Annotated in this window: 15 protein-coding genes; 8 read left to right on the top strand and 7 right to left on the bottom strand. The window is 75.2% G+C overall.

Going from position 1 to position 20,801, the window contains the following annotated elements; translation table 11 throughout:
- Positions 1 to 78 precede the first annotated feature (78 nt).
- Positions 79 to 804, bottom strand: coding sequence for an SDR family NAD(P)-dependent oxidoreductase (locus OO48_RS03455; protein WP_033212665.1), 726 nt, complete (start codon positions 802 to 804; stop codon positions 79 to 81).
- Positions 805 to 894: 90 nt separating this feature from the next.
- Between OO48_RS03455 and OO48_RS03450 the strand changes: the two genes are divergently transcribed.
- A complete protein-coding gene (locus OO48_RS03450; RefSeq protein WP_033212664.1) occupies positions 895 to 1,728 on the top strand; it encodes a LysR family transcriptional regulator in 834 nt (277 codons plus the stop codon).
- On the opposite strand, the gene OO48_RS03445 is transcribed toward OO48_RS03450, so the two are convergent.
- Complete coding sequence (locus OO48_RS03445; RefSeq protein WP_033212663.1) at positions 1,729 to 2,796, bottom strand: mechanosensitive ion channel family protein; 1,068 nt, start codon at positions 2,794 to 2,796, stop codon at positions 1,729 to 1,731.
- 297 nt (positions 2,797 to 3,093) lie between these two features.
- Here OO48_RS03445 and OO48_RS03440 point away from each other — a divergent pair, with 297 nt between their 5' ends.
- Positions 3,094 to 3,705, top strand: a complete 612-nt coding sequence (locus OO48_RS03440) for an HNH endonuclease (RefSeq protein ID WP_033212661.1) — start codon at positions 3,094 to 3,096, stop codon at positions 3,703 to 3,705.
- Positions 3,706 to 3,795: 90 nt separating this feature from the next.
- Here the strand turns inward: OO48_RS03440 and OO48_RS03435 are convergent, their stop codons facing one another.
- Complete coding sequence (locus OO48_RS03435; protein WP_051731681.1) at positions 3,796 to 7,620, bottom strand: glycoside hydrolase family 84 protein; 3,825 nt, start codon at positions 7,618 to 7,620, stop codon at positions 3,796 to 3,798.
- Between the two features lie 348 nt (positions 7,621 to 7,968).
- Between OO48_RS03435 and malQ the strand changes: the two genes are divergently transcribed.
- Entirely contained in the window at positions 7,969 to 10,080 is a 2,112-nt protein-coding gene (gene malQ, locus OO48_RS03430; RefSeq protein ID WP_051731690.1) for a 4-alpha-glucanotransferase, read from the top strand.
- Between the two features lie 21 nt (positions 10,081 to 10,101).
- Positions 10,102 to 10,323, top strand: coding sequence for a photosystem II reaction center protein PsbW (gene psbW, locus OO48_RS03425; protein WP_081951881.1), 222 nt, complete (start codon positions 10,102 to 10,104; stop codon positions 10,321 to 10,323).
- A 133-nt stretch (positions 10,324 to 10,456) separates the two neighbouring features.
- Here the strand turns inward: psbW and OO48_RS03420 are convergent, their stop codons facing one another.
- Genes OO48_RS03420 through OO48_RS03410 form a run of 3 tightly spaced genes read right to left on the bottom strand, consistent with a single transcriptional unit; the run spans position 10,457 to position 13,014 of the window.
- Positions 10,457 to 11,146 (bottom strand): FAD:protein FMN transferase, encoded by a 690-nt coding sequence (locus OO48_RS03420; RefSeq protein WP_051731689.1) that lies wholly within the window; start codon positions 11,144 to 11,146, stop codon positions 10,457 to 10,459.
- A 23-nt stretch (positions 11,147 to 11,169) separates the two neighbouring features.
- Positions 11,170 to 11,646, bottom strand: coding sequence for an FMN-binding protein (locus tag OO48_RS03415; RefSeq protein ID WP_033212658.1), 477 nt, complete (start codon positions 11,644 to 11,646; stop codon positions 11,170 to 11,172).
- Positions 11,647 to 11,658: 12 nt separating this feature from the next.
- Entirely contained in the window at positions 11,659 to 13,014 is a 1,356-nt protein-coding gene (locus tag OO48_RS03410) for a ferredoxin reductase family protein (protein WP_033212656.1), read from the bottom strand.
- 173 nt (positions 13,015 to 13,187) lie between these two features.
- Between OO48_RS03410 and OO48_RS03405 the strand changes: the two genes are divergently transcribed.
- Positions 13,188 to 13,901, top strand: coding sequence for a response regulator transcription factor (locus OO48_RS03405; protein ID WP_033212654.1), 714 nt, complete (start codon positions 13,188 to 13,190; stop codon positions 13,899 to 13,901).
- Positions 13,898 to 15,361, top strand: a complete 1,464-nt coding sequence (locus tag OO48_RS03400; RefSeq protein WP_033212653.1) for a sensor histidine kinase — start codon at positions 13,898 to 13,900, stop codon at positions 15,359 to 15,361. Before OO48_RS03405 ends, OO48_RS03400 begins: the two co-directional genes overlap by 4 nt.
- A 154-nt stretch (positions 15,362 to 15,515) precedes the next feature.
- On the opposite strand, the gene pepN is transcribed toward OO48_RS03400, so the two are convergent.
- Positions 15,516 to 18,080 (bottom strand): aminopeptidase N, encoded by a 2,565-nt coding sequence (pepN, locus tag OO48_RS03395; RefSeq protein WP_033212652.1) that lies wholly within the window; start codon positions 18,078 to 18,080, stop codon positions 15,516 to 15,518.
- 177 nt (positions 18,081 to 18,257) lie between these two features.
- Here pepN and OO48_RS03390 point away from each other — a divergent pair, with 177 nt between their 5' ends.
- Together OO48_RS03390 and OO48_RS03385 are read left to right on the top strand one after the other, a co-directional pair.
- The gene (locus OO48_RS03390) at positions 18,258 to 19,427 is read left to right on the top strand and encodes an ROK family transcriptional regulator (protein ID WP_033212651.1); all 1,170 of its coding nucleotides are present in this window, start codon (positions 18,258 to 18,260) and stop codon (positions 19,425 to 19,427) included.
- A 190-nt stretch (positions 19,428 to 19,617) separates the two neighbouring features.
- Positions 19,618 to 20,715 carry a sugar ABC transporter substrate-binding protein gene (locus tag OO48_RS03385; protein WP_033212647.1) on the top strand — a complete coding sequence of 366 codons (1,098 nt, stop codon included), beginning with the start codon at positions 19,618 to 19,620 and terminating at the stop codon, positions 20,713 to 20,715.
- The last annotated feature ends 86 nt before the right edge of the window (positions 20,716 to 20,801 follow it).

Here is a 20,801-nt window from a genome sequence, read left to right as displayed (position 1 = left end):
GGAACGGCGTGCGGGTGGCACGGCGAGGGCCGGGAGCGCGCACCCGCGCTCCCGGCCCTCGCCGTCCGTCCGCCGCGGTCACCAGGGCAGCGGACCGTCCTCGTCGAAGAAGGCGCCGCTGGGCCCGCCGTCGGGCAGCGTGGCCAGCCGGACGGCGACCCGCGCGCCCTGCGCGGGGCTGCGGGTGCCCCGGTGGCCGTTCAGGTCGGTGTCGCAGTAACCGGGGCAGCCCAGGTTGACCAGGACGCCGGTGCCGCGCAGCTCCTTGGCGTACTGCACGGTCACCGCGTTCAGGAAGGTCTTGGACGGCGCGTAGGCCACCGCGATCGGGCCGGTCCCGGCGTCCGGGTCGGACTGCCGGGTCAGTGAGCCCACCACGCTGGACATGTTGACGATCCGCGGCGACGCCGAGCGGCGCAGCAGCGGCAGCACCGCGTTGGTCACCCGGATCACCCCCAGCACGTTGGTCTCCATCACCAGCCGGACCTGCGCCAGGTCGACGACGGTCGGCTCCTGCGGGGCGGCCCCGGTCACCGCCGCGTTGTTGACCAGCACGTCCAGCCGCCCGAACCGGTCGGCGAGCAGGTCCGCCGCGGCCGCCGCCGAGGCGTCGTCGGTGACGTCCAGCGGCACCCCGAAAGCGTCCGCGCCGCCCGCCCGCAGCGCCTCGACGGCCGCCGCGCGCCGCCCCTCGTCGCGGGCCCCGACCCCGACCCGCCAGCCCAGCGCGCCGAGGCCCGCCGCGATCTCGTACCCGATCCCCTTGTTCGCGCCGGTGACCAGCGCGATCGTCTTCTCGTCCATACCGCCATGCTCGGGCCGGGCCCGCCCCGGTGACCAGGACCGATCCGGTGCACCGGCGATACCCGGCGGGTATCGCCGTAGGCTGGGCGGATGGAGACCCGGGAACTGCGGTACTTCGTCGCCGTCGCCGAGGAGTTGAACTTCGGACGGGCGGCCCGGCGGCTCGGCATGGCCCAGCCCCCGCTGTCACGGGCGATCGCCCGGCTGGAACGGCGCCTGGGCACCGAACTGCTGGTGCGCGACAGCCACGGCGCGGCGCTGACCGGCGCCGGCCGGGTGCTGCTGCGCGAGGCCCGCACCGCCCTGGACGCGGTCGCGGCCGCCGAGGCCCGCACCCGCCGGGCCGGCCGGCCGGCCCTGGTGCTGGCGGCGAAGGCCGGGGCGTCCACCGAACTGCTGGCGAAACTGCTGGCCGCCTACGCCGCCGAACCCGGATCGGTGCCGGTGGACGTGCGGCTGTGCCAGTACGGCGAACAGGGCGTCCTGCTGCGGCGCGGCGAGGCCGACGCGGCGCTGCTGCACCTGCCGTTCGACTCCGTCACCGGCCTGGACACCGAGGAACTGCACACCGAGGGCCAGGTCGCCCTGCTGCCCGCCGGACACCCGCTGACCGCCCGCCGCGAACTGCGCCTCGCCGACCTGGCCGACCTGCCGGACCTGCCCGCCCCCCGCTACCCGCGCCCGGACGGCACCCACCCCGACGGCCCGGGCCCGGCGATCCGCGACCACGCCCAGCTCTACCAGCTGATCGCCCTCGGCCGGACGTGCGCCGTCCTGCCCGACTCCTGCCGCACCCAGCTCCGCGACGACGTGGCCGCCGTCCCCGTCCCGGACGCCCCCCGGGTCACCACCCTCCTCGCCTGGCCCCCCGACAGCCGCTCCCGCCCGCTGGCCGACCTGCTGCGGGCGGCGGCGGGCCGCTGATCAGTTCTGGGTCGGGATCGGCTTGGCCGCCAGCGAGCGGGCCGAGCCGGGGTCGGCCAGGGCGGACGGCGGCAGCACCTCGGGGGCGGCGGGCTGGGCCGGGACGGAGGCGGCGGTCTCCTCCTTCAGCCTGACGCCGGCCAGGTCGAAGGCGGCCTTCAGGCGCAGCCGCAGGGCCCGCGCGACCTGGGCGGACTTGCCGGGCGTGCAGCGGGCCTCGATCCGCAGCTGCACGGAGTCGACCGAGACCGACTCGACGCCCAGCACCTTGACCCGGCCCCAGATCAGCTCGTCGTACGGGCTCTCCTTGGCGAGCTGCTCGGCGGCCTCGACGACCAGGGCCTCGACCCGCTCCAGGTCCTCCTTGTAGCCGACCTGGACGTCGACGGTGGCGGTTCCCCAGCCCTGGCTCATGTTGGCGATCCGCTTCACCTCGCCGTTGCGGATGTACCAGATCTCGCCGGCCGAGCCGCGCAGCTTGGTGACCCGCAGGCCGACCTCCAGCACGGTGCCGGTGGCCACGCCGGTGTCGATCTCGTCGCCGACGCCGTACTGGTCCTCCATGATCATGAAGACGCCGGAGAGGAAGTCGGTGACCAGGTTGCGGGCGCCGAAGCCGATCGCCACACCGGCCACACCGGCGGAGGCCAGCAGCGGGGCCAGGTCGACGCCGAGCACCGACAGGGCCATCAGCGAGGCGGTGCCCAGGATGGTGAAGGAGGCCACCGAGCGCAGCACCGAGCCGATCGCCTCGGAGCGCTGCTGCCGCCGCTCGGTGTTGACCACGCCGCTGTTGGCCAGCAGGCCGCCGAGCACCCCGTGGTCGTTGTCCGCCTCCGGGGGCCGCCCCATCCGGGTCACCAGCTGGTGGATCACCTTGCGGACCACGGCCCGCAGCACCAGGGCCAGCCCGAGGATGAAGACGATCCGCAGCCCGTCCACCACCCAGCCCTGCCAGTTCTCGTCCAGCCATCCGGCCGCCTGCCGGGTGGTGTCGGTCACATCGGCGGCGCTGGTGGGCAGGGTGAACGTCGGCGCGGTGCTGTCGGCAGCGGAATCGGCGAGCATCGCCCCACTGTAGCGAGCCCGTTCACCCGCTCGGACGGCCCGTCAGGGCGCCGGACCGGTTCCGGACACGCACCGCGCCGCCACCCGCACGGTACGTGCAGGAGGGCCGCCAGCTGGGCATACCGGCTATGGCGGCACGCGCGGGGACCCACCGCACGCGCGCGGGCCGTTCACGGAGAAATGGTGGCGTCGTACGACGGCGTAAGGCGACACTGAGGGGGATCACGCCCCGCGCGGGGCGCGGTCACCCGCTCGACTCGGCGCGAGCCACGCGCCGCAGGCGTCCAAGGAGGCCCCGTGCCGCATGTCCTTGTCCTCAACGCGTCGTACGAGCCGCTCGGTGTCGTCTCGATGCGACGCGCCCTCATCCTCGTCCTCAACCACAAGGCGATCGCCCTGGAGGATGCGGGCACCACACTGCACAGCGCCACCGGTGCCGTCCAGGCACCGTCCGTCGTCAAACTGACCCGTTTCGTACGGGTCCCCTACCGAGGCCCCGTGCCGCTGACCAGGCGGGCGCTGTTCGCCCGCGACCACGGCCGGTGCGTGTACTGCGGGGCCGCCGCCACCAGTGTCGACCACGTCATCCCGCGCAGCCGGGGCGGCCAGCACCGGTGGGACAACGTGGTGGCGGCCTGCCGCCGCTGCAACCACACCAAGGCCGACCGGCACCTCGCCGACCTCGGCTGGCGGATGAAGCGCCCCCCGGCCGCGCCCAGCGGCCTGGCCTGGCGGGTCATCGGCACCGGGATCAAGGACCCGCGCTGGCGGCCCTACCTGGAGCCGTACGGCGGCCTCGACCAGTTCCGGGACTTCGAGCACCACGACCATCCGGAGACGGTCCTGCCCGCTCCCGTCCGCACCCGTCCGATCCGCCGCGGCGAGCAGCACGCACCGCTCTCCGCCTGAACAGACAAGGGCCTGCCCGACACGAAAACCGGTACGCCTCATGGGCCGCCGCCGCCCCCGCAACGGGAGCGTCGGCGGCCCGCCGCGTCCCTACGGCGCCTGCACGCCGTACAGCTCGACGCCGGACAGCGCGTACCCGTAGCGGGTGGCCCGGCCCACGCCCTGCACCCGCAGGTACCGCGCGCCCGGCGCGTCGAAGCGGACCGTCTCGGTGCCGCCCTGCCCGTTGCCCACCTCCGCGACGGCGGTCCACACCACGCCGTCGGCCGAGGTCTCCAGCCGGTACGCGGAGGCGTACGCCGCGCCCCAGTGCAGCACCGCCGAACCCAGCCGGACCGGCTGCGGCAGCCGCAGCTGCACCCAGGCGCCGTCCTCGGCGGGCGAGCTCCAGGAGGTCTTCGGGTCGCCGTCGACGACCGCCGCCGCCGGGGTCCTCGCGCTGTCGTCGCCCGAGGACGAGGCGGTCGCGGTCGGCGCCAGGTCCGGCCCGCCGGTCGGCGGCACCACGTGCACCAGCAGCTCCTGGCGGACGGACAGCGCGCCCGCGGTGAACACCAGCGGCACCCGGTAGGTGCCCGACGGGGTGTCCGCGGCCGCCGTGACCAGCAGCGGCGCGCCCACCTGGCCGCCGCGCGGCACCGTCACCGCCGCCGCCGGAGCCACCGCCAGCCCCTTGGCCACCGCCGGGACCTCGGCCTTCAGGGAGCCGGTCAGCGCGTCCGGCCGCCCCGACTCCACGGTGGCCGTGGCCTGCGCGGGCACGGTGGCACCCGCCACCACGTCCAGCGTCGGCTGGGCCAGCGTCAGCCGGGCCGCCGGGACGTCCGCCCACCACGGGATCACCTGGTTGACCACCGGGGCCTCGCCGCCCGGCCGCCACACCAGCCGCAGCGCCTCCACCGGCCCGCCGTCCGCCCGCAGCTCGTTGTAGCCGGGCCGCACCGGGCCCAGGTCGGCCCAGCTGCCGTCCGGGCGGCGCACCTGCGCGGTCGCCTCGGCCCGCACCGTCGGGTCGGTCAGCACGGTCAGCCGGTCCAGCGGCCGGGCCGAGCCCAGCTCCACCGTCAGCGGGGCGTCGCCCTCGGCCGGCGGCGCGGCCGCCCGGAACGCGGAGTCCGGGTCGCCGGAGAGCACCGCGTCCGCCGAGGAGCCCGGCGCGGCCGGCGGCCCGGAGACCGCCGCGTCCACGGCGTCCGGCGCGGCCGCGGTGAACTCCCGCACCGCGACGGCGGTCTGCTGCCCGGAGGTGGCGCGCAGCCGCACCGCCTTGGCGACCGTGCCCGCCGGGGCGGTCACGCTGACCGTCCGCTGGCCGTGCACGGTGGCCAGCCGGTGCCAGCCGCCCGAACCGCTCCAGTACTCCAGCACCCCGTCGTGCAGGTAGTCGTCGGCCGCCGAGCGGGCGTCCGGCTCGTCGCCCCAGCCGCCCATCAGCACCGTCACCGAGCCCAGCGGCTTCGGGGTGCCCAGGTCCAGGCCGAAGCCGTCGCCGACCTGCGGCGGGGCGGACGACCAGTAGAAGGTCTGCCCGGAGCCGTCCGCCATCAGCGCCGGGCCGTGGTCGTGCGCGGTGCCCAGGGTGCTGGTCGGGGACGCCCCGGCGGTGATGCCCGACCAGGTGTCCGCGGACTTCGCCGCCCGCTCCAGGAAGGCGTCCAGCACGCCCTTGCCGACCGTCACCGGGTTCTGCTCCAGCACCCCGCGCTGGCGCCCCAGCTCCAGCCGGGCCTGCCAGGCCGCGGTGCCGTCGCCGCCCTGCTGCGCCAGCAGCATGTCCACGGCCGCCCGGCCCGCCGAGCCGTACGCCGACAGCCGGGCCAGCCACGGCGCCGCGTCCTGCGCCAGCGGGTCGCCCGCCAGCGTCCGCGGCGCGTCCGCCATCACCGTGAACGCCTCGCGCAGCGGCTGCGCCGCCTCCCGCAGCCGGCCCGCGTCGGCCGGCGCGCCCGAGGCCGGCTCGGCCGCCGCCCAGAACCGCTCCACCAGCGGCGCCAGGTACGCCGACTCCTGGCCGCCCAGCGGCGAGGAGGCGCTGTTGCCCGCCAGCGCCGCCGCCGCGGCCTGCTGCGCCGGCCCCGCCGTCAGCAGCCGCAGCGCCGAGGCCAGCGACCGCTCGGGCTGGTAGCCGTCCGGCTGCCAGCCGAAGTCGGCGGCCGTCGCCAGCGGGATCCGGGACGCCACCGGCTGGCTCATCGCGGCCGTCAGCAGCACCGCCGAGCGCCGCGCCACCTCGGCGTCCCGCCCGGCGTAGCCGCCCAGGAACAGCCGGTCCGGCGCCGAGTCGTTCACCGGGTAGTTGTCCATGGTGACCAGCGGACGCCCGAACAGGGCCGCCGTGGAGCCGATCTGATCGCCCGTCACCTGCTTGGGGATCGCCGAGCCGCCGCTCCACACCACCCGCACCCCGTCCGGCAGCCCGGCCGCCAGCGCGGCCCGGTACGGCGACGTCCCCTGCTTCAGGTACTCGGTGGGCACCACCGACAGCGGCGCCAGGCCCGGGTGCTTCGCCGCCAGCTCCTGCCGCACCGTCGTGACCAGCGCGGCCTGCGCCTTCGCCGCCGCCACCGGCCCGGTGCCGAACGTGCGCCGGTCCGCCCCGCAGTGCCACTCGTCGTACGACACGTCCAGGAAGTCCAGCTGGAACTCCCGCACGCCCAGCTCCCACAGCCCGTCCAGCTTCGCCACCAGGGCGTCCGCGTCCTTGCCCGAGGAGAAGCAGAACGACTGCCCCGGCGCGATCGAGTACGCCACCGTCACGTGGTTGGCCCGGGCCCGCGCCGCCAGCTCGGACAGCTCCGCCGCCCGCTCGCGGGGGTACGCCTCCCGCCAGCGCTGCGAGCGGTACGGGTCGCCGCCCGGCGCGTACAGGAAGTAGTCCTGCTTGGTGCGGCCCAGGAAGTCCACCACCGCCAGCCGCTGCGCCGGGCTCCACGGCGCCCCGTAGAACGACTCCGCGGTGCCGCGCCGCGCCGCCCCCGACGGCCAGTCCCGCACCAGCACGCCCGGGAAGCCCCGGTCGCCCTCGCCGCCCTGCCCCTGCCCCGGGCCGACGGGGGCGAGCAGCTGGGCCAGGCTCTGCACCGCGTAGAAGGTGCCCGCGCCGTCCGTGCCCGCCAGCACCACCGCGCCGTACGCGCCGCCCTCGGCCGGCAGCTGCCCGGACGCCAGCAGGTAGCCGCCCGAGGGGAGGCCCGCCAGCCGCGGCACCTCGGTGTCCTCCAGGCCGCCCGCCACCGCGAGCTGCCGCAGCGCCCGGTCGACCGCCCCGCCCGCGCCCTCGTACGGGCCGCCCACGTACACCACCAGCGAACCCGGCTCCGGGTGCTCGGGCGCCTGCGCCGCGATCAGCACCTGCGCCGCGCCCGCCCGGGCCAGCAGCGCGCGCACCGCGTCCACCGCCGGGCCGTCCGCGGAGTCCGCCAGCACCACCGTCACCTGCCGGGGCACCGCCACCGGCTTGCCGCCCGCCCGCAACTCCTGCGGGCGCGGGAACACCTGGGGGTCCGTCAGCGAACCCAGCGGCAGCGGGGCCTCCGCGGCGGCGGCCGGCTCGGCCGCGTCCGGCGCGGCGCTGCGCAGGTCCTGGCGGGCGCCCGCCTCCGCGGCGAAACCCTGCGCCGGGATCAGCAGCCCGCCGACCACCGCCGCCGCCGACAGCGTCGCCGCGACCCGCAGCGCGCTGCCGCGCCGGCCCGCGCGCCGCTCGGCCCGCACCGAGGCCAGCAGCGGCGCCGTGCCCTTGAAGTCGGCGATGAAGCGGTCCGCGGCCTTCGGCGCCACCTGCCGGGCCGTCCGCGCCGCCGTCCGGCGGGCCGCCAGCGCCGCCGGGTGGTACAGCACCTCGCGCAGCGCCGCGCTCTGTTCCAACCGCTGCCGCAGCCGACGCCCGGCCGCCACCGACACCCGCGCCTGCACCGGAGCCTCCTCGCCCGAAACGCCCAGCTCACCGGCCCTCTGCCGCCCCGGCCCAGCCCCCCGGGGCCACCCGGCCCGCCCACCCCACCAGCTCCCCGCGTCCCTGTCAACGGGCCTGGCGGCTATGTCCGTTATCGCCCGAAAACGCCGAACGCCCGCCCGAGCGGCAACCCTGCGGTGGAACGTTCACCCGACCGGCGCGGGCCGGGGGCCGTGTCGGTCGGGGTCGGGGGGCGGCGGCGCGGGTAGGACTGTGCCTGTCGGCATTGTTGGCGTGGGGGAGCCCCCGAGGACGGAGTGCGCTGGGTGGCCGCATACCTTGACCGCGAGCAGGCGGGATCCGAGCTGGTGCCGGCGGAGGACAACCCGCCCGCCCCGCCGGAGTTGACGGCGCTCGCGCACGCGTACGGGGTGGACACCTGCTACGACGCCGGGGCCGGGCCGGTGCAGGTCGGGGCGGGGACGCTGGCCGCCGTGCTGGCCGCGTTCGGGGTCGACGCCGGGACGCCGGAGTCGGCCGCGAAGGCGCTGGAGCGGCACCGCGAGGAGACCGCGCGGCGGCTGCTGCCGCCCACCGTGGTGGCCTGGCAGGGGCGGCGCACCGCGCTCGACCTGCCGGCCGGGGCGGAAGTCCGGATCGAGCTGGAACAGGGCGGCGACGTCCGGGAGTTGACCGGCGAGCACGCGCACCGGCTGCCCGAGGACCTGCCGCCGGGGCGCCACGCGCTGGACGTCCGGGCGGGGGAGCGGACCGCCCGCGCCACCCTGGTCGTCGCCCCGCCGCGGATCCCCGGACCGCGCGGCCGCAGCTGGGGCTTCCTCGCCCAGCTGTACTCGGTGCTGAGCGAACAGTCCTGGGGCATGGGCGACTTGGCCGACCTCGCGGAGCTCGCCCAGTGGGCCGGCGCCGAACTCGGCGCGGGCTTCCTGCAGATCAACCCGCTGCACGCGGGCATGCCCGGCGCCCCCTCCGACCCGTCCCCGTACCGCCCGTCCTCGCGCCGCTTCGCCGACCCGGTGCACCTGCGGATCGAGGCCGTCCCCGAGTACGCCCGGCACGAGGAGGCCCGCGAACTCGCCCGCCGGGCCCGGCTGCTGCGCGAGGAGGTGCTGGAGCACGACGCCCTGATCGACCGCGACTCGGTGTGGTCGCTCAAGCACCGGGCCCTGGAACTGCTGCACACCGTGCCCCGCGGCGTCGGCCGGGAGGCCGCGTACCGGGCGTTCGTCCGGCGCGAGGGCGAGTGGCTGGAGCGGTACGCGGTGTGGAACGCGCTGGCCGAGGCGCACGGCGGCGGCTGGCGCTCCTGGCCCAAGGGCCTGCGCCACCCCGCCGGCCCGCAGGTGGCCGCCGCCAAGGCCGAGTTGAAGGACCGGATCGAGTTCCACCGCTGGCTGGCCTGGCTGGTCGACGAGCAGCTGCGCGCCGCCCAGCGCGCCGCGACCGACGCCGGCATGCCGATCGGCCTGATCCACGACCTCGCGGTGGGCGTCCACCCCGACGGCGCCGACGCCTGGGCCCTGCAGGACGTGCTGGCCGCCGGCATCTCCACCGGCGCCCCGCCGGACGCGTTCAACGCCCACGGCCAGGACTGGGGCCTGCCGCCCTGGCGGCCCGACGCCCTCGCCGAGGCCGGCTACGCCCCGTTCGCCGAGCTGATCCGGGCCTCCGCCCGGCACGCCGGAGCGATCCGGATCGACCACGTGATGGGCCTGTTCCGGCTCTGGTGGGTGCCCGAGGGCGCCCGCCCCACCGAGGGCACCTACGTCCGCTACGACGCCGAGGCGATGCTCGCCGTCCTCGCCCTGGAGGCCCACCGGGCCGGTACCGCCGTCATCGGCGAGGACCTCGGCACCGTCGAACCGGGCGTGCGCGAACGCCTCGCCGAACACGGCGTGCTCGGCACCTCCGTGCTCTGGTTCGAACGGGACTGGCGGGCGGACGGCGCCGTGCTGCCCCCCGAGCGCTGGCGCGCCGGCTGCCTGGCCACCCTCACCACCCACGACCTGCCCTCCACCGCCGCCCGGCTCACCGGCGAGCACGTCGAACTGCGCCACCGCCTCGGCCTGCTGGCCCGCCCGCTGGGCGAGGAACAGGACGCGGCCGCCGGAGAACTCGCCGACTGGCAGCAGGAGCTGGTCCGGATCGGACTGCTCACCGCGGGCGAGCCGGTCACCCCCGAGGCGCTGTACGCCTACCTGCTGGCCACCCCCGCCCAACTGGTCGGCGTCTGGCTCCCCGACACCGTCGGCGACCCCCGCCCGCAGAACCTCCCCGGCACCTGGGACCAGTACCCCAACTGGCGCCTGCCGGTCGCCGACGCCACCGGCACCCCCCGCACCCTCGACGAACTCGCCGCCGCCCCCGGCACCGCGGGCATCGCCGCCACCCTCGCCCCGCTCGACACCCCGCCGCCGGGACACGCCGACAGGCGCACCCCGCCGGGCGCGGCGCTGTAGGGGGCCGGTACCTTGGGAAACGTGGACAAGAGGAACGCAATGCGCGCCGGTGCGGTCACCGCGGCGGCCACGCTGATGATGCTGATGTCGTCGCCCGCCATGGCGCTCACGCGCGACGACGGCGACAACCCGGGCACCGGCCTGAGCGTCGGCGAGACCCTGGGACTGTTCGTCGCCCTCCCGATCGTCGCCTTCGCGGTGATCGCGGGCCTCTGCATGATCCCGGGCACCAAGAAGAAGTAACCGGGTCCCCGACCCGTACGGCGGCGACCGCCTGGCCTCGACACCCGTCGGGCCCGGCGGTCGCCGTCGCGTGTCCGGGGCCGGGACCCCCGGCGGACGAGCCGCGCCGACCAGGGGCCCGCGCGTCCCCGCCCTACCCCCAGCTCCCCGTCGTCTCCTGCCGCCCGTCCGGGTGGATCGCCAGGGCCCGGACGCCCTTCGCGGCGAGCCAGCGCAGCGCCGGCGCGCCCATCGCGAACGCCGCCGTGGCGAGGGCGTCGAGGCGGGTGAGGCCCCGGCCGACCAGGGTGAGGGAGGCGAAGGAGGCCGAGGGCAGGCCGGTGTGCGGGTCGATGATGTGCGGGCCGCGCTCCGCGGTGCCGGAGGTGGCGACCGCCAGGTCGTGGCCGGTGACGACGCGGGCGACGGCCCCCTCGCGATGCGGGTCGGCGATCCCGATCCGCCAGGGGCCGCCCGCGGTCTGGACGTCCCCGCCGCCGCTGACGCAGTGGTGGGCGGAGCCGGACGCGCGCAGCGCCCGGGAGGCCTCCTCGACCGCCCAGCCCTTGACGTAGCCGCTGGGGTCGAGCCGCCCGCCGGGCCGCGCGGTGAAGTACCCGCCGGTCTCCGCGGTGAGTTCCGCGCACCGCTCCAGCACCCGGCGTACCTCGGGGTCGGCCTCCGCGAGGGCGAGTTCGCCGCGGTCGAGCCGGCTGATCTCGCTCTCCGGCCGGTACGTCGAGAACAGCGCGTCGATCCGGTGCAGCCGCTCCACGATCCGCCGGACCGCCGGGCCGGTCTCCGGCCCGGGGTCGCGGACGGCGAAGGAGAATACCGTCCCCATGACGTGCTCGACGTGGTCGGCGGTCACTCGCCCGCCTGGTCGAGCGCGCTCTGCAGGGAGCGGGTGTAGCCGTCGCTGGTGTACGTCGCGCCGGAGACCACGTCGATGTCCGCGCTCTGCGCGGCGATCGCCTCCTGGTTGAGGACGGGGATCGCGTACTCGTTGATCTCCCGGTCGCGGCGGTCGCCGGTGGGGTACTGGATCACGTCGATCCTGCTGATCCTCCCGCCGGCCGTGGTGACCTTGACCTGCACCGGCCCGTACCGGGTGTTGACCGCGCTGCCGGTGAGGGTGCGGGTCGCCCCGTCGGCGCTCTGCGCGCCGTCCGTGGCGCCGGTGCCGGTGCCGGTGCCGGCGCCGGAAGTCCCGGAGGCGCCCGCCGCGCCGCCGCCGTTCGCGGAGGAGATGGCGTGCGCGGGGGCGGCGTCGTGGGGCTTGAGGGAGAGCAGCAGGACCACCCCGGCGGCGGTCGCGGAGGCGGTGATGACGGCGCGTCGCATGGTGGGGTGCTCCTAGAAGGCGAAGGACTCGTGGTGGATGCGGCCGGCCCGGACCCCGGCGGCGCGCAGCGCGCGGACCGCGTCGGCGGTGAACTCCTCGGGGCCGCACAGGTAGACCTCGTGCCGGGCCAGGTCGGGGACGAGCCGGCGCAGCGCCGGGCCGAGGTCGCCCACCTCGGCCCGGCCGCCGAGCAGTTCGTGCACCCGGACGCCGCGCCGCTCGGCGACGGCGGCGAGTTCGCGGCGGAACAGCACGTCCTCGGGGCGGCGGGCGCGCTGCACCAGGGTGACCTGGCCGGGCAGCGTCTCGGCCAGCGCCCGCAGCGGGGTGACGCCGACGCCCGCGCCGAGCAGCAGCACCGGCCCGCCGCGGCGCCGCCGCGCGGTGAACGCCCCGTACGGGCCCTCGGCGCGGACCCTGGTGCCGGGGGCGAGCGCGGCGAGCGCCGCGCTGTGGGCGCCCAGGCCCTTGACGGTGAAGCGCAGGAAGCGCGGGTGCGGGGGCGCGGAGAGCGAGTACGGGTTGGCGGCCCAGCGCAGTCGCGGGGTGAGGAACTGGAGCCGGAAGAACTGCCCGGGTTCGGCGCGCAGTTCGTCCAGGTGCCGGCCGGTCAGGAAGACCGAGACCACGCCCGGGCCCTCGGCGCGGACCTCGGCGACCTCCAGCCGGTGCCGCCGGTCGCGCAGGTACGGGGTCAGCAGCCGGTACCACGCCAGGACGGCGGCGGTGCCGAAGTACAGCAGGTACCAGGCGGCCTTCGGGGGGCCGTCGAGGAGGTCGGCGCCGGTGGTGAGCTGGTGGGCGAAGCCGAGGGCGACGGCCAGGTAGGTGGCCAGGTGCAGGTAGTACCAGGTCTCGTAGCCCATCCGGCGGCGGGCGGCCCGGGCGGAGACCGCGCCGGTGCCGAGCAGCAGCAGGGTCGCGGCGGTGGCCTTGAGCATGTCGGGGAAGTGGAACACGATCTCGACGCCCTGGCTCCACAGGCCCCGTCCGTCGGTCAGCGCGTAGCCCCAGACGACGGTCAGCACGTGCGCGGTGACCAGCGAGACCAGGTAGCGGCCGCCGTGCGCGTGCCAGCGGGCGAGGCGGTCCGCGCCCACCTCGCGCTCCAGCAGCGGGATCCGGGCCATCAGCAGCAGCAGGACGGGCGCGGCGTACCCGGCCAGCAGGCCGGTGATCCGGCCCGCGCCGGTGAGCCAGTCGGCGGCGCCGGCCACCCGCGGGGTGTCGGCCCACCACAGGGCGAGGACGCCGAGCGCGCCGAGCGCGACCAGGGCGAGCGCGCCGTGCCGGACGGCGTCCGGGTGCGGGGCTCGGCGGGGCGCGGCGCGCCGGGCGGCCCGGGCGGGAGTGGAGACTGCGGTCAACGGGCCCTCCTTCGGTGGTACGGGGCCCACGGTGCCACCGGAAGCTCTCAGTTCCCTATGAACCGATCGTCCCACCGGGCGTCCGGAAAGGGTGTCGCCGCAGCTCGGAGCAGTGGTGGCAAGGCCCGGAGCGGTCCGGCGATCTCACCGCTTTCTCATCCCGGGACGGCAGAATGCCTGCCATGCAGCACGCGGACACCCCCTGGCGGGTCCTGGTGGTCGACGACGAACCCGACCTGGTCGAAGTCCTCTGCGGCGCCCTGCGCTACGAGGGCTGGCAGGCCCGCGGCGTCACCGGCGGCCTGGACGCCGTCGCCGCCGCCGCCGAGTGGCGCCCGCACGCCGTGGTGCTGGACGTGATGCTGCCCGACTTCGACGGGCTGGAGGTGCTGCGCCGCGTCCACACCGCCGACCCCGAGGTGCGCGTCCTGTTCCTCACCGCCCGCGACGCCGTCGAGGACCGGATCGCCGGGATCGCCGCCGGCGGCGACGACTACGTCACCAAGCCGTTCAGCCTGGAGGAGGTCGTGGTCCGGCTGCGCGGCCTGCTCCGCCGCACCGCGCCCCCCGGCCCTGCCGCCCCCGGCACCCTCGCCGTCGGCGACCTGCGCCTCGACCCCGCCACCCGGGAGGCCCGCCGCGGCGGCGAGCCCGTCGACCTCAGCCCCACCGAGTTCGCCCTGCTGCGCCACCTGATGGAGCACCCCCGCCAGGTGCTCAGCAAGGCCCAGATCCTGGACGCCGTCTGGTCCTACGACTTCGGCGGCCAGGCCCACGTGGTGGAGCTGTACATCAGCTACCTGCGCCGCAAGATCGACGCCGGCCGGCCCCCGATGATCCACACCGTCCGCGGCGCCGGGTACGTCCTGCGGGCGGCCACCGGATGAGACGCCCGGCCCCGCGCGTCCCCGCCCCGCGCACCCTGCGGGCCCGGCTGGTGGCCGGTGTCCTGGTCCTGCTGGTGCTGATCTGCGCCGGCGTCGGCCTGGCCACCTGCGAGGCGCTGCGGCACTTCCTGGTCGACCGCCTCGACCAGCAGCTCTCCGCCGCCGGCGGCCGCTACGCCACCAGCCTCGAACACCCCGACCAGGACGGCCACGACACCCGCGCCCAGGCACCCGGCACCTTCGGCGCCCGCCTGGTCGACGGCGGCCTCACCCACGCCGCGGTGGTCGGCGGCGTCCCGCCCGGCGACGACGACCCCGTCCCGCTCGCCGGGAACTCCGCCGACGCCGCCGTCCCGCTCGGCGCCGCCGACCTGGGCGCGCTGCGCGCCCTGCCCGCCGACGGCCGGCCCCGCGACCTCGACCTCTCCGCCCTCGGCCACTACCGGGTCGCCGCCGTCACCGGCCACGACCACGACACCCTGGTCACCGGCCTGCCGCTGCACCCCGTCGACGAGACGGTGCGCCACCTGCTGCTGATCGAACTCGTGGTCTTCGCCGCCGCCCTCACCGCCGCCGCGGCCGCCGGCACCCTCGCCGTCCGGTTCGCCCTGCGCCCCCTGGACCGGGTCGTCGCCACCGCCGAACGGGTCTCCGCCCTCCCGCTCGCCAACGGCACCGTCGACCTCGCCGAACGCGTCCCCGACGACGACCCGCGCACCGAGGTCGGCCGGGTCGGCACCGCCCTCAACCGCCTGCTCGGCCACGTCGCGGACGCCCTGACCCGCCGCCAGAACGTCGAGGAGCGCCTGCGCGCGTTCGCCGCCGACGCCAGCCACGAACTGCGCAACCCCGTCGCCACCGTCCGCGGCCACGCCGAACTCGCCCTCCGGCACCCCGGCCCCGTCCCCGAGCCCGTGCGGCACTCGCTGGAACGCATCAGCGCCGAGTCCCGCCGGATGGGCACCATCGTCGAGGACCTGCTGCTGCTCGCCCGTCTCGACGCCGGCCGCCCGCTCGCCGTCCAGGACACCGACCTCACCCGGATCGTCCTCGACTGCGCCGCCGACGCGAAGGCCGCCGCCCCCGGGCACCGCTGGCTGCTCGAACTCCCCGCCGAACCGGTCACCGTCCCCGGCGACCCGCACCGCCTCGCCCAGGTCGTCACCAACCTGCTCGCCAACGCCCGCACCCACACCCCCGACGGCACCACCGTCACCCTCGGCCTCGCCCCCGACGGCCGCCTCACCGTCACCGACGACGGCCCCGGCATCCCCGCCGACCTCGCCCCCCGGGTCTTCGACCGCTTCACCCGCGGCGACCGCGCCCGCTCCCGCCGCACCGGCTCCACCGGCCTCGGCCTCGCCATCGTCCAGGCCGTCGTCCACGCCCACCACGGCACCGTCACCCTCGACAGCGCCCCGGGCCGCACTGCCTTCACGGTGACGCTGGGGACGGAATAGGGGCTCGGGGAAGGGCGGGCCCGTGCTGCTGACGGCCGGAGCCCGTCGAAGGTCCGTGCTGCCGCGTGCCGTGACGAGAACCAGAAGCCCGTGCACGCAACAGCAGTGAACCGTCAGCAGCCTGGGCCCCGCCCCTCCCCGGGCCCCCGATTCCTCAGCGGTCGGCGGCCTGGGCCTTGAGCGCCCGTTCCACGCCCGCCCGCGCCTCGACGACCTGCCGGCGCAGCGCCGGCGCCGGGTCCGCCGTGGCGAGCCACGCGTCGGTGGCGTCCAGGGTGGCCCGGGAGACCGCGTAGGAGGGGTAGAGCCCGCCGATGATCTGCTGGGAGATCTCGTGGCTGCGGGTCTCCCACACCTGCTTGACCGAGGCGAAGTACTTCTCGGTGTAGGGGGCCAGCAGCTCCCGCTGGTCGGGCTGCTGGAAGCCGGCGATGACGGCCTCCTGGACGTAGTTGGTGAGCGTGTCGGAGTCGACCACCGACGCCCACGCCTCGGCCTTGGCCTCGGCGGTGGGCCGGGCCGCCCGGCAGGTCGCGGCGTGCTCCTGCCCGGAGGAGGTGTTGTCGCGGGCGAGTTCGGCGTCGATCGCGGCCTCGTCCGCGCGCCCGGTGGCGACCAGCCGGCCGAGCAGGCTCCAGCGCAGTTCGGCGTCGACGGCCAGGCCGTCGATCTCCACGCTGCCGTCCAACAGGCCGGCCAGCAGGTCGAGCTGCTCGTCGGTGCGGGCGGCGCCGGCCAGCGTGCGGGCCCAGGCGAGCTGGTGGTCGCTGCCGGCCGGGGCCTCGCGCAGGGCGCTCTGGGCGGCGTCGGCCCAGCGCCGCAGGCCGCTCTCGCGCCAGGCGGGGTCGGCGTACAGCTCCAGGGCGAGCTTGACCTGGCGCTGGACGGACTGGACCACGCCGATGTCGCTCTCGCGCTGCAGGCCGGAGAGGGCCAGCGAGAGGTAGTCGCGGGTGGCGAGTTCGCCGTCGCGGGTCATGTCCCAGGCGGAGGCCCAGCACAGGGCGCGCGGCAGCGAGTCGGCGAAGTCGCCGAGGTGCGCGGTGACGACGGCGAGCGAGTCGGCGTCGAGCCGGACCTTCGCGTAGGAGAGGTCGTCGTCGTTGAGCAGCAGCACGGCGGGCCGCTTCCGGCCGGTCAGCTGCGGGACGGCGGTGCGCTCGCCGTCGACGTCGAGCTCGATCCGGTCGGTGCGCACCAGCTTGCCGTCGGTGAGCTCGTACAGGCCGACGGCGATCCGGTGCGGGCGCAGGACCGCCTCGCCGCGGGCGCCGGCGGGCAGCGCGGGGGCCTCCTGCAGGACGGCGAAGGACTCGATGGTGCCGTCGGCGGCCACCGACAGCTCCGGCCGCAGCACGTTGATGCCGGCGGTCTCCAGCCAGGCGGCGGACCAGGCGCGCAGGTCGCGGCCGCTGGCCTCCTCCAGGGCGCCGAGCAGGTCGGCGAGGCGGGTGTTGCCCCAGGCATGGCGCTTGAAGTAGGCGCGCACGCCCTGGAAGAAGGCGTCCTGGCCGACGTAGGCGACCAGCTGCTTGAGGACGGAGGCGCCCTTGGCGTAGGTGATGCCGTCGAAGTTGACCTGGACGTCCTCCAGGTCGTTGATCTCCGCCATGATCGGGTGGGTGGAGGGCAGTTGGTCCTGCCGGTAGGCCCAGGTCTTCATCTGGTTGGCGAAGGTGGTCCAGGAGTGCGGCCACTTGGAGCCGGGGGCCTCGGCCTGGCAGACGACCTCGGCGAAGGTGGCGAAGGACTCGTTCAGCCACAGGTCGTTCCACCACTCCATGGTGACGAGGTCGCCGAACCACATGTGGGCGAGCTCGTGCAGGATGGTCGCGGCCCGGGCCTCGTAGGAGGCGTCGGTGACCTTGGAGCGGAAGACGTACTGGTCGCGGAAGGTGACGGCGCCCGCGTTCTCCATCGCGCCGGCGTTGAACTCCGGGACGAACAGCTGGTCGTACTTGGCGAAGGGGTAGGGGAAGTCGAACTTCTCCTGGAAGTAGTCGAAGCCCTGCCGGGTCACCGCGAAGATCGCGTCCGCGTCCAGGTACTCGCGCAGCGACGGGCGGCAGTACACGCCGAGCGGCACGCGCTGGGCGCCGTTCTCGTAGCTGTCGAAGACGCCGACGTAGGGGCCGGCGACCAGCGCGGTGATGTAGGTGGACATCCGGGGGGTGGGCTCGAAGGCCCACACCCGGGTCTCGCCGTCGCCGGCGGGCTCGGGGGTGGGGGAGTTGGAGACCACGACCCAGCCGGCGGGGGCGGTGACGGTGAAGGCGAAGGTGGCCTTCAGGTCGGGCTGCTCGAAGTTGGCGAAGACGCGGCGGGCGTCGGGAACCTCGAACTGGGTGTAGAGGTAGGTCTCGCCGTCGGCGGGGTCGACGAAGCGGTGCAGCCCCTCGCCGGTGTTGGTGTAGGCGCAGTCGGCGACGACCCGCAGCTCGTTCTCGGCGGCCAGGTCGGGCAGCGCGATGCGGCTGTCGGCGAAGTTCTCCAGCGGCAGGGCGCGGCCGTTGAGGACGATCTCGCTCACGGCCGGGGCGACCAGGTCGATGAAGGTGGAGGCGCCGGGTTCGGCCGCGGTGAACCGGACCACTGTGGTGGACCGGAAGGTGCCGCCCGCGCGCGCGGAGCTCAGGTCGAGCTCGATCTCGTACGCGTCCACGGCCAGGAGTGCGGCCCGGGTGCGGGCCTCCTCACGGGTCAAGTTGGTGCCAGGCACTCGCAGGACTCCTTCGTCAGGGCTCGGGTTACCGGGAATCCTCCCATGCGAGTAACGATCCGTGTTCGTGCTTGACTCCCCCTCCGAGCAGTAGCGGAGCATAGAGTTCAGAAGTTGAAGCTGAGAAGTTGAAGCTGAACTTCAGACGAACCGCAAGTGCGCCCTGGAGGGTGGAACATGTCGACGGACACACCGGGATCGCAGTCCTCACTGCACCGGGCGAATCTCGAACGGGTGCTGCGAGCGGTGCGGATGGCCGGATCGCTGACCCAGGCGGAGATCGCCCGGGGCACGGGGCTGTCGGCCGCGACGGTGTCCAACATCGTCCGCGAGCTCAAGGAATCCGGCACCGTGGTGGTGGCGGACACCTCCTCGGGCGGGCGGCGGGCGCGCAGCGTGTCGCTGAGCGGGGACGCCGGGATCGTGGTGGGCGTGGACTTCGGGCACACCCACCTGCGGGTGGCGGTGGGCAACCTGGCGCACCGGGTGCTGGCCGAGGAGAGCGAGCCGCTGGACGTGGACGTCTCCGCGCAGCAGGGCTTCGACCGGGCCGAGCGGATGGTGGAGCGGCTGCTGGGGCAGGCCGGCTTCCCGGCGGACAAGGTGATCGGGGTGGGCCTGGGCGTGCCGGGCCCGATCGACGTGGAGACCGGGGCGCTCGGTTCGAGCGCGATCCTGCCGGGCTGGACGGGCGTGATGCCGGGCCAGGAGCTGGCCGGACGGCTGAGCATGCCGGTGCACGTGGACAACGACGCCAACCTGGGCGCGCTGGGCGAGCTGGTGTGGGGCGCCGGGCGGGGCCTGGGCGACCTGGCGTACATCAAGGTGGCCAGCGGCGTGGGCTCCGGCCTGGTGATCAACAGCCAGATCTACCGGGGCCCGGGGGGTACCGCGGGCGAGATCGGCCACATCACGCTGGACGAGGCGGGGCCGGTGTGCCGCTGCGGCAACCGGGGCTGCCTGGAGACCTTCGTGGGCTCCCGCTACCTGCTCAACCTCTTGAACGCCAACCACCCCGGCGAGTTGAGCCTGAGCAAGGTGGTGCGGCTGGCCCAGCAGGGCGACCTGGGCTGCCGTCGGGTGATCGCCGACGCGGGCCGCCAGATCGGCATGGGCGTGGCCACCCTGTGCAACCTGCTCAACCCCCGCCGGGTGATCCTCGGCGGAGACCTCGCCGAAGCCGGTGATCTGGTGCTTTCCCCGATCCGGGACTCGGTGGCGCGGTACGCGATCCCCAGCGCCGCCCGGCAGTTGTCGGTGGTCCCGGGGACGCTGGGCGGCCGGGCCGAGGTGCTCGGCGCGCTGGCCCTGGTGATGAGCGAGATGGGGGAGACCGGGGTGCTCTGACCCCGCGCCGACCCTTCCGCCGGGGCCCTGAAGGCTCGCTCGATATCGAGTGAGCCTTCAGGAAGATAACGAAAGGGTTTGGATCTGGGGGCTTCCGGGTTTACTTATTGACGTCAAGCTTCGAGACGGGGTTGACTCCTGCCCACCTCGCCGCAACATTCGCGGCTCTGTCAGGGAGGCTCCCCCCACCATGAACGCAATGATGCGTCGCGTCGCCGTCGGTACTGTCGCTGTCTCGATGGCTCTGACCATGGCCGCCTGCGGCAAGGCCGGCGACGACAAGAAGAGCGGCGACGCGGGTTCGGGCAACAACAAGTCGATCGGCCTGCTGCTGCCGGAGAACGCGTCCTCGACCCGCTACGAGTCCTTCGACAAGCCGTTCATCGAGGCCAAGGTCAAGGAGCTGTGTGCCGACTGCAAGGTCGAGTACAACAACGCCGAGGGTTCCGCCGCCAAGCAGAAGCAGCAGTTCGACACCCTGATCGCCCAGGGCGTCAAGGTGATCATCCTCGACGCGTTCGACGCCAAGTCCACCCAGGCCTGGGTCGCCGAGGCCGCCAAGAAGAACGTCAAGGTCGTCGCGTACGACCGCCTGGCCACCGGCCCGGTCTCGGCCTACGTCTCCTTCGACAACGAGAAGGTCGGCGAGCTGCAGGGCCAGGCCCTGGTCGAGGCGCTGGGCGACAAGGCCGCCGACGCCAACGTCGTGATGATCAACGGTGACGACGCCGACCCGAACGCCGGCAAGTTCAAGGCCGGTGCCCACAAGGTGCTGGACAGCAAGGTCAAGAAGGTCGTCTACGAGCAGAGCGGCGAGTGGAAGCCCACCGTCGCGGGCCAGAAGGTCGGCGCCGCGATCTCGCAGCTCGGCAAGGACGGCTTCCAGGCCGTCTACTCCGCCAACGACGGCATGGCCGCCGCGATCATCACCCAGCTGAAGTCCCAGGGCATCAACGTCCCGGTCGGCGGCCAGGACGCGGGCCTCGACGCCATCCAGCGACTGGTCTCCGGCGACCAGGCCTACACCATCTACAAGGCCTACAAGCCGCTGGCCGACTCGGCCGCCCAGCTCGCGGTGAACCTGCTGCAGGGCAAGGACATCAAGTCCGTCGCCACCTCGACCATCGACAGCGACACCGACAAGGGCATCCCGGCCCAGCTGCTGGACCCGAAGGTCGTCACCAAGGCGAACATCAAGGACACCGTGATCGCCGACGGCCTGTACAAGGTCTCGGACATCTGCACCGCCGACTACGCCGCCGCCTGCACCGCGGCCGGCCTGCAGTAACACCCGCCGGGCGGGGGCTCCCTGACCACCCGGGAGCCCCCGCCCGCTCCGCTTCACCCACAGCACTACCCCGCGTGCCCGGCCCG

The organism is Kitasatospora phosalacinea, assembly GCF_000716545.1.
Lineage (GTDB): Bacteria > Actinomycetota > Actinomycetes > Streptomycetales > Streptomycetaceae > Kitasatospora > Kitasatospora phosalacinea.
The sequence above is the reverse complement of the archived record's forward strand: the minus strand, read 5'-3'. Positions and strand labels throughout refer to the sequence as shown.